We start from the raw sequence: 9,286 nt of genomic DNA on the forward strand, positions 1-9,286 counted from the left end.
TGACCGCCACGTCGGCCGGAGGGCTGCTGGACGCGTTGATGGCGCACTCTCCTGGGAAAGGGGGTCGTCTACGCGCGTAGCGCCCCTACGGCATCGAAAGCGGGCGGCGACGCACCGTGACAACGGGGTACAGGGAGCGATACTCCCCGTACCCCGTTGAGCGGACGTAACCCCGCGGTTACTGGCGGCCTCGGGTTTGCCTGAACTCCCCCGGGGCCACCCGGCTGCTCGTGGTGTAGCTGGGTCAGCAGGTCACGACCTGGATCAGCTGGTCCTGACCTTGATCTCGCCGCTGATGATCTTCTCCTTGGCCGTGGTGATGGCCTCCTGGAGCTCGGTGTCGCTCGTGAACTTCGGGTTGGAGTCCGCGAGGCCGACCTCGCCGGTCTTCAGATCGCCCCTGACGATACCGGTCCCGGGCTTACCGCCCTCGACCGACTTCGCCAGGTTGTACACCGCCTTGGCGACGTCCTTCGTCGCCGAGGTCAGGATGGAGTCCTTGTACTTCGCGAGGGCTTCCTGCCGGTACTGGTCGGAGTCGACGCCGATCGCCCAGATCTTGTTCGCGGCGGCCGCCTCGATCACGCCCTGGCCGGACAGACCGGCGGCCGCGTAGACGACATCGGCCTTCTTCTCGATCTGGCCCTCGGCGGCCGTCTTGCCCTTGTCGGGGCTGGAGAAGCCGCCCTCCTCCGCCGTCTGGGTGAGGTACTGGCTGAGGACCTTGGCCTTCGGGTTGGTGTCCTTGACGCCCTGCTCGAAGCCCGCCTGGAACTTGTGGATCAGCGGGATGTCCACGCCGCCGACGAAGCCGACGACATTGCTCTTGGTGCTCCTGGCCGCCGCGACACCGGCAAGGTACGAGGCCTGCTCCTCGGAGAAGACCAGGTCCGCGACGTTGTCCAGCTGGACCGTGGAGTCGTCCACGATGCCGAACGTGGTGTCCGGGTACTGCTCGGCGGCGGCCTTCACGGCCGTCGCGTACGCGTAGCCGACACCGACGACCGGGTTGTAGCCCTGCTTGGCCAGGGAGGCCAGGCGCTGCTCCTTGTCCGCGTCCGTCTCGCCCTCGGTGGGCTCGATGTCCTCGGTCTCGTACCCGAACTCCTTCTCCGCCTTCTCCAGGCCCGCGTAAGCGGCGTCGTTGAAGGACTGGTCGCCCTTGCCGCCGACGTCGTACGCGATGGCGAGGCCCATGTCGCCCTTGGCGTCGGCGGAGGACGAGGCCTCCGTCGAGGTGCCGCCGCAGGCGGAGAGGACGAGGGCGAGGGAGGCGGTCGCTGCGCCTGCGACCGCTGTGCGGGAAACCCGGCGCATGTGTGGTGCTCCTGTCGTACAGCGCCGGGGGTACTGCTCAGTAGTGCTTCACTGCGTCGGCGCCTTGTATGGCTTTCGCCGCAGAGTAACGCGCGTAGACCCTGCGGGAAACCCCGGTGGACCACGTTGTTATGGGGCCGTGTTGCAAGGTTCGCCCGGTGGTGGTGCGGGGGTGTTGGGGGTGGAGTGTGGGCTGCGGGTTCGTTGTGGCTGGTCGCGCCCACGCGGCGGCTCCGCGGATCGACGCGGCCCCGCACCCCCGGGGCGGGCGGGCGCGGCCCTGACCGGCGTACAGCGACCCTGAACCGGCGTATACGTGAAGCGGCGTATACGTGAAGCGGGCGGGTGCACAGGTGCACCCGCCCGCTTCAGGTCACTCGGAGGCCTCTTGGCACCCGGAGACCGACGACTACTCGGTCTTCACCTTGATGGTGCCGTCGATGATCTCCTTCTTGGCCTTGGCGACCGCGTCCGAGAGGCCGGCGATCTCGGCCATCTTCGGGTTGGAGTCGGCCAGGCCGACGCCGTCCACCTTCAGGTCGAAGGTCTGGACACCGGTGAGGGGCTTGTCGTCCTCGACGGACTTGGCGAGGGCGTAGACCGCGCCGCCGACGTCCTTCAGGGCGGAGGTCAGGATGGAGTCCTTGTAGGAAGCCAGGGCCTCCTGGTTGTACTGGTCGGAGTCGACACCGATCGCCCAGACCTTGGCCGCGGCGGCGGCCTCGATGACACCCTGCCCGGACAGACCGGCGGCCGCGTAGAGCACGTCGGCCTTCTTCTCGATCTGGCCCTCGGCGGCGGCCTTGCCCTTGTCGGGGCTGGAGAAGCCGCCCTCTTCGGCGGTCTGGGTCAGGTACTGGGAGAGAACCTTGACCTTGCCACCGCTGGTGTCCTCGACGCCCTGCTTGTAACCGGCCTCGAACTTGTGGATGAGCGGGATGTCGACACCACCCACGAAGCCCACGGTGTTGGTCTTGGTGGCCTTGGCGGCCGCGACACCGGCGAGGTACGAGGCCTCCTGCTCGGCGAAGACGAGGGACGCCACGTTGTCACCCTCGACGACCGAGTCGACGATGCCGAAGGTCGTCTTCGGGAACTGCTTCGACGCGGCCTCCATCGCGGGACCGTAGGCGAAGCCGACGCCGATGACCGGGTTGTAGCCCTGCTTGGCCAGGGACTCCAGACGCTGCTGCTTGTCGGCGTCCGTCTCGCCCTCGGTGGGCTCGATGTCCTCGGTCTTGTACCCGAATTCCTTCTGAGCCTTCTCCAGGCCCGCGTACGCGGCGTCGTTGAAGGACTGGTCGCCCTTGCCGCCGATGTCGTACGCGAGCGCGAGGCCCTTTTCGCCCTTGCTGGTCTCGCTACCGCTGCTGCTGCTGTCGCTGCTGGTACCACCACAGGCCGTGGCGGCGAGCGCCAGCGACGCGACCCCCACCGCGACGCGGGTCAGTTTGGAAATCCGACGCATCTTGAAGTTCCCCATCTTCTGCAAAGCCCCGCGACCGGGTGCTCAGTTCGGCGCACATTAACGCGCGTAGACCCTCCTGGGAACGGGGTTTCGACTGGCCGTTATCCATTCGTGCCGGTGGCCGTTACGTCCTCGTGAACCATGGGAGCGAAAGGGATGTGTGGGACACACCGCCTCTCACGTCCCTCGCGTTCCGTGTACATGGGGTGACTTCAGCGTGAAGGTGCGCGCTCCGTACGGTGATCGTACGGACACGCGCACCAGGCTGCCGCGAGGCCGGACGGGGCGCAACCGGAGTGGGTTACCGGCCGGCCGTGTCGAGGACGCGCATGCGGGCGTCCAGGAGGGCGGCCGCCGTGAAGAGTTCCACGCCCACCGTGATGGCGTGCTCGTCGGCGTCGAAGTCGCCCTGGTGGAGGTCGCGGACGGTAAGGTCGCCCGGACGGCGGACGCCCAGGCGGGCCATGGCGCCGGGAACGTGCTCCAGGTACCAGGAGAAGTCCTCGCCGCCGAGGCTCTGCTCGGTGTCCTCGACGGACTTGACGCCGCGGCGGGCGACCATGGAATCGTGCAGCAGTTCGGTGACGACGGGGTCGTTGACGACCGGCGGGACGCCCCGGATGTAGTTGATCTCGGGCTTGGCGCGGTGCATGACCGCGACCTCCTGGACCGCCTCGTGGATCAGGTCGGGGGCCTGCCGCCAGGCGTTGATGTCCAGGCAGCGGACCGTCCCGGAGAGCTCGGCGTGCTGCGGGATGACGTTCGGGGCGTGGCCCGACTCGATGCGGCCCCAGGTCACGACGAGCCCGGCGCGGGCGTCGAAGCGGCGGGCGACCAGCGCGGGCACGTCGGTGACGACCCGGGCGGCGGCGGTGACGAGGTCGGTGGTGAGGTGCGGGCGCGCGGTGTGGCCGCCCGGCCCGTCCAGGGAGAGCTCCAGCCGGTCGCAGGCCGAGGTGATGGGGCCGTGGCGGAGGCCGATGAAGCCCGCGTCGACCCTCGGGTCGCAGTGCACGGCGATGATCCGGCCGACGCCGTCGAGCGCGCCGGTCCTGATCACGTCGGCGGCGCCGCCGGGCAGGACCTCCTCGGCGGGCTGGAAGATCAGCCGGACGGGGCGGGGCAGCTGGCCCTGGCGGTGGAGCTCTGCGAGGACGAGACCGGCGCCGAGGACGACGGTGGTGTGCACGTCGTGGCCGCAGGCGTGCGCGCGGTCGGGGACGGTGGAGCGGTAGTCGCAGTCCACCTTGGTGTCCGGGATGGGCAGGGCGTCGATGTCGGCGCGCAGGGCGAGCGCGGAACTGTCGGGGCCGTTCCACTCGCCGATGTCACAGATGAGTCCGGTTCCGCTGTCGAGCACGCGCGGGTGGAGGCCTGCCTTCTCCAGGCGGGCCTTGATCGCGGCGGTCGTACGGAACTCCTGGTTGCCGAGCTCCGGGTGCATGTGCAAGTCGCGGCGGAAGGCGACGAGTTCGGCACGCAGGGCTTCCGGCAACGCGCCGGGGAGCGATGTTTCGGCTTCCCCTGGCAGATCTGCCTCGGACTCTCGGGACATCAGTTGGTTCACCCTCTGAAGGGTAGGGCGATCGGGCGACCTTCTCACCCTCGATCAACAAAAAATCAGCCCGTGAGGGGAAGATTTCCGGTCGCACAACGCATACGTATTGGCAGGGATGGGTATACCCGTCCGCCTCTTCGCGGGCAGGTTGACCTCGGAGAAGGGAGCGCCGGGGTTGCCCGCGAATCCCATCGTCTAAACGTCCGGGGGTGCCCGGCCGATTCCCACACTCCACGGATACCACGTCCGCGCCGTCCTACCGTCCCGGAAGCATCATCGCCGCGCGACGACTCGGTCACGCCTCGTGTTCGACTCGGTGGTCGGGGAGGCTGCTCACCAGGGAGGCAGGGCCGTGTTGGCCTGCGGTTGCGGGCGTGAACCGGGCGTCGGGGCCACGGGGTGCGGGTGGGGTGGCGTGGGGGTGGCGGTGGTGACAGGGATCACGGGAGCGGTGGGGGGCGCGGGGTCGGCGGACGGGCGACCGGCACCTGGTGCGCCGTCCGGTGTCTCTCAGTCGGCGGCGGCCCTACGGGTCACACTCCCGCGCGACGTACGCCCGCGCGACGTACGCCCGCGCGACGTACGCCCGTGCAGGAACAGCAGGGCGGTGATCGTGGCGGCCAGGGCCGTGAGCGCCACCAGGGCCGGGACGAGGGCGACCAGTGGGCCCGCGGCCACGCACGCCACGCCTCCGACGATCAGCACCGGAGCGCGGTGGCCCGTGGTCCGGAGGAGGATCGCGGCGGCGCCGAGCAGGAACAGGCCCGCGCCTCCGGCCAGGGCCCAGGCGGGCATGGAGTGGAGGGGCTCGGCCAGGCCGTAGTGGCCCGTGTCGGCGACCTGGTGGAGGGTCTTCTTCATGCCGAGGGCGGTGATGACGACGCCGGCCACCAGGGGCAGGTGGAGGAAGGTGTACGTGTCGCGGGCCAGGACGGTGCGGTCGTCGCCGGTGAGCTGGGCCAGACGGTGTTCGGCCGGTTCGCTGACGACGTGGAAGTACAGGCGCCAGAGGGCGGCGGTGGCCAGGAGGCCGAGGGCCGCGGCGGCCACGACCGGGGCGGACACCGGGTAGCCGGTCACCCCGACGCCCATCGCGACGATGGACTCGCCCAGCGCGATGATGACGATCAGGCCGTGGCGTTCGGAGAAGTGGGCGGGGGACGCCACCCGCCAGCCCGATCTGCCGGTGACGAAGATGCCCGCGTAGTCGATGGTCACCGCGGCCAGCCAGATCAGGATCCGGGTCACGCCGTCGAAGGCCGCACCCACCAGCAGCAGGGTGAGGGGCGGGAGCACCGAGAGGAGGGCCGTGCGGCGGAGGGTGGCGTGCAGGGCCTGGTCGTCGGGGGCGGAGAGCCAGTACGTCACCAGGTGCAGGGCGCGGACCGCGCCGTAGCAGGCCACGAACAGCCAGGGGGCGGACAGGCCGCCCGGGGTGTCGTCGACGTACACGTCGGGGACCGTCAGGGAGACGACCAGGACGACCGCCATCACGGACACCAGCACCGCGAACATGCCGCCCGAGTCGGCGCGTACGACGTTGCCGAGCCAGGCGAAGCAGCACCAGCACCACCACAGGAGGGCGAGGACGACCATGCCGCCGAGCAGGCTCAGGGCGGTGGGGTCGGCGGCCATCAGGGCGGTGACCTGGGTGATGGCGTAGACGAAGACGAGGTCGAAGAAGAGTTCGGCGGGTGTGACCCTGTGGTCGTCCGCCGTGGGTGTGAGCCGGGTGTGTTCGCCGTGCGTCGTCACAACTCCCCCTTCGGGGACGGCACTTCACCTTCCCCAGCCACGCGGCACGATAGGCGCGGGCCGCCCGGGGAAGCGACAGCTCCGGATGCTCCCACAGCGAACACGCGGTGCGGAGCACGCGAAGCCGAGCACGGGGAGTCGAGCACGCGAAGCCGAGCACGCGAAGCCGAGCACGGGGAGCGGCGGCGAGGATCGATCTCAGATCGGCGCCACCGACGACAGCCGGTGGACGTCCCGTGCCGTGCCCGTGACCCCGGACAGGAAGCCCTGGGCGCGAGGGGAGGCGTTCTCCGTCAGCCAGCTCGGGTCGATGTCGCAGACCGCCACGCGTACGTCCGTTCCGGCGAGCGCGAGCGGCAGGGTGTGCACCACCGTCGAGGGGAAGCTCAGGATCGTACGGCCGATGGGGCCCCGGCGGGCGATGAGTTCGAGGGGGAGGTCGGGGCGGACGATCTCCAGGCCCGTCTCCGCGGCGAGGGTGTGGAGTTTCTCGGCGCTCTCGCGGCGGTGGGCGAAGTAGCGGGTGGCACCGTGGGTCTTCGCCAGGGAGCGGACGGCTTCGAGGTAGCGGCCGCCGTCCACGACGCCGGTCTCCACCAGGGACGTACCCACGAGGTCGGCGCTCTTGGTGATGCGGGGCGGGCCGAAGCGGGCCCGGGTCCAGGCGAAGTCGTTGGCGGTGACGGAGACACCCTCGGGGGTCTCGTCGATCGGCATGGAGGAGAAGACCTCGACGCGTCTGCCGGCGGTCGGGGTGAGGCGTTTGCGGGCCCTGGAGGAGACCGGGGCGAAGATCAGGTCGCGGGGGCCGGGGCGGCCACCCTTGCGGTGCCAGCGGACGAGGCGTTCGCCGCGGGCCAGCTGGGAGACGAACTCCATGGTCGCGGTGCCGTCGTCGACGACGACCACGTCCGTCGCCCGGGTGATGGTCAGCAGGAGCTGGACGTAGCGGGAGAAGGGATCGCCCAGGACGACGCGGCGCGCGGCGCGCAGCAGCGGGGCGAGGCCGCCGACGGTGCGGAAGGGGGCGACGGTGCCGCCGCGCGCCTCCTCCCAGCGCACCAGGTGGCCCTCGTCCCGGGCCAGCTCCGCCATCCGGCGCAACTGGCCCCGGGTCATGGGGTCGTTGGGCGAAAGGACCACGAGAGTGAGTCCCGCACCGCCTGTGCGGAAGGGCCCCGCGCCGGGGTCCTCGGGCGTGCCGAGGGAGTGGGCGTGCGCCCACTCCAGCACGTTCAGCAGCTGTACCGGGCTCTCGACGAAGGCGAGAGTGTGGGGGCCGGCGGTTCCGGCGCGGGGGCTCATCGACGTGTGACCGTCCCGTAGTGAGGGATACCCGTGGTCAGGGATCGCAGGAGATTCAGACCGCGACCGGCTCGCCCGCCGCCGCCGCGATCTCCGCCTCGGCGACGACGCCGGAGACGCGGCGCAGCTTCTTCATGGGGCCCAGCTCGGAGTCGTAGACCTTCTTGACGCCGTCGCCGAGGGAGGCCTCGATGGTGCGGATGTCGCGGACGAGGCGGGTGAGGCCGCCGGGCTCGACGGAGGCGGCCTGGTCGGAGCCCCACATCGCGCGGTCGAGGGTGATGTGGCGCTCGACGAAGGTGGCGCCGAGGGCGACCGCGGCGAGCGTGGTCTGCAGGCCCGTCTCGTGGCCGGAGTAGCCGATCGGGACGTTCGGGTACTCGGCCTGGAGGGTGTTGATGACGCGGAGGTTGAGCTCCTCGGCCTGCGCCGGGTAGGTCGACGTGGCGTGGCACATCAGGATGTTGTCGCTGCCGAGGACCTCGACCGCGTGGCGGATCTGCTTCGGGGTCGACATGCCGGTGGAGAGGATGACCGTACGGCCGGTGTCGCGCAGGGCGCGCAGCAGCTCGTCGTCGGTCAGGGAGGCTGAGGCCACCTTGTGGGCGGGGACGTCGAACTTCTCCAGGAAGGCGACGGCCTCGGTGTCCCACGGGGAGGCGAACCAGTCGATGTTCTTGCTCTTGGCGTACTCGTCGATCTGGCGGTACTCGTCCTCACCGAACTCCACGCGGTGGCGGTAGTCGATGTAGGTCATGCGGCCCCAGGGGGTGTCGCGCTCGATGTCCCACTGGTCACGGGGGGTGCAGATCTCGGGGGTGCGCTTCTGGAACTTGACGGCGTCGCAGCCGGCCTCGGCGGCGGCGTCGATCAGCTTGAAGGCGTTCTCCAGCTCACCGTTGTGGTTGATGCCGATCTCGCCGACGACGTAGACGGGGTGGCCGGGGCCGGCGGTCTTCGAACCGAACGTGCGCAGACGGGAGTTGGTGCTCATGGTGGGACCGGTTCCTTACTTGTCGAGGGGGTCGAGAGAGTCGAGAGACGGACCGAGGATCCAGCCGGCGATCTCCCGGATCGCGCCTTCACCACCAGGGACGGTGGTGACCGCGCGTGCGGCGCCGCGCACGACGTCGTGGGCGCTGCCGACCGCCACGGGCCAGCCCACGAGGGCGAAGCACGGGAGGTCGTTGACGTCGTTGCCGACGTAGAGCACGCGCTCCGGCGCGATGCCCTGCTCCTCGCACCACTGCTTCAGTGCGAGGTCTTTCCGGTCGATGCCGTGGAGGACCGGGAGCTGCAGCTTCCGGGCTCTGGCGGCGACGACCGGGTTCTTCTCCGAGGACAGGATCAGCATCGTCAGGCCGCTCTTACGGAGGGCCGCGATACCGAGTCCGTCGCCGCGGTGCACGGAGACGAACTCCCGTCCGTCGGAGTCGATCAGCACCCTGTCGTCGGTCTGGGTGCCGTCGAAGTCGAGGACTACGGCGTCGATGTCGTCGTAGGTGGGGAGGGCGCCGGGCCGGTTCGCGTCGAAGAGCGGCGCGAGGGCCTGGGCGCGCGCGAGGTCGTGCGGGTCGTCGATCTCCAGGACCCGCGCGGGGTCGGTGCGGACGAGTTCCGTACGGCCGAAGAAACGGTGCTGGTGCTTGCGCAGGCCGGCCGCGTCCATGGCGTAGGCGGCGCCGGTCTCCAGCAGGTCCTGCGGGCGGTCCTGGCGGCGGGGGCGGAACGACTTGTCGTGGTTGACGCCGTGGCCTCCGGCGGTGGGACCGGGGGTGGCGTGGCTGTAGCCCGCCAGGGCGACGTCCGGGGCCGCGCCCGACCCGGCGGTGGCTTCGCCGGGTCCGGCGGTGGCTTCGCCGGGTCCGGCGGTGGCTTCGCCG

7 protein-coding genes are annotated in these 9,286 nt (G+C 70.3%); all 7 read right to left on the minus strand.

Translation table 11 applies throughout. The features are described from left to right. Positions 1 to 264: 264 nt before the first annotated feature. Positions 265 to 1,317: a BMP family lipoprotein gene (locus AWZ10_RS09335; RefSeq protein WP_046706686.1), complete on the minus strand. Its 1,053-nt coding sequence runs from the start codon at positions 1,315 to 1,317 to the stop codon at positions 265 to 267. A 409-nt stretch (positions 1,318 to 1,726) separates the two neighbouring features. After that, entirely contained in the window at positions 1,727 to 2,785 is a 1,059-nt protein-coding gene (locus AWZ10_RS09340; protein WP_107084590.1) for a BMP family lipoprotein, read from the minus strand. Positions 2,786 to 3,086: 301 nt separating this feature from the next. Further along, positions 3,087 to 4,340 carry an amidohydrolase gene (locus AWZ10_RS09345; RefSeq protein ID WP_060890844.1) on the minus strand — a complete coding sequence of 418 codons (1,254 nt, stop codon included), beginning with the start codon at positions 4,338 to 4,340 and terminating at the stop codon, positions 3,087 to 3,089. A gap of 513 nt (positions 4,341 to 4,853) precedes the next feature. Further along, a complete protein-coding gene (locus AWZ10_RS09350) occupies positions 4,854 to 6,098 on the minus strand; it encodes a low temperature requirement protein A (protein WP_060890845.1) in 1,245 nt (414 codons plus the stop codon). Between the two features lie 198 nt (positions 6,099 to 6,296). Next, entirely contained in the window at positions 6,297 to 7,403 is a 1,107-nt protein-coding gene (locus AWZ10_RS09355; protein ID WP_046707469.1) for a hypothetical protein, read from the minus strand. 55 nt (positions 7,404 to 7,458) lie between these two features. After that, positions 7,459 to 8,397 (minus strand): N-acetylneuraminate synthase family protein, encoded by a 939-nt coding sequence (locus tag AWZ10_RS09360; protein WP_046707468.1) that lies wholly within the window; start codon positions 8,395 to 8,397, stop codon positions 7,459 to 7,461. Between the two features lie 15 nt (positions 8,398 to 8,412). After that, a partial coding sequence (locus AWZ10_RS09365; RefSeq protein WP_244172448.1) for an N-acylneuraminate cytidylyltransferase occupies positions 8,413 to 9,286 on the minus strand: 874 nt, incomplete at its 5' end.

Source organism: Streptomyces europaeiscabiei (genome assembly GCF_001550375.1).
Lineage (GTDB): Bacteria > Actinomycetota > Actinomycetes > Streptomycetales > Streptomycetaceae > Streptomyces > Streptomyces europaeiscabiei.

Excerpts from the sequence above, each read along its gene's own strand:
- AWZ10_RS09340 (WP_107084590.1), bottom strand. The coding sequence starts at position 2,785 with ATGCGTCGGATTTCCAAACTGACCCGCGTCGCGGTGGGGGTCGCGTCG.
- AWZ10_RS09335 (WP_046706686.1), bottom strand. The coding sequence starts at position 1,317 with ATGCGCCGGGTTTCCCGCACAGCGGTCGCAGGCGCAGCGACCGCCTCC.
- AWZ10_RS09345 (WP_060890844.1), bottom strand. The coding sequence starts at position 4,340 with ATGTCCCGAGAGTCCGAGGCAGATCTGCCAGGGGAAGCCGAAACATCG.
- AWZ10_RS09360 (WP_046707468.1), bottom strand. The coding sequence starts at position 8,397 with ATGAGCACCAACTCCCGTCTGCGCACGTTCGGTTCGAAGACCGCCGGC.
- AWZ10_RS09355 (WP_046707469.1), bottom strand. The coding sequence starts at position 7,403 with ATGAGCCCCCGCGCCGGAACCGCCGGCCCCCACACTCTCGCCTTCGTC.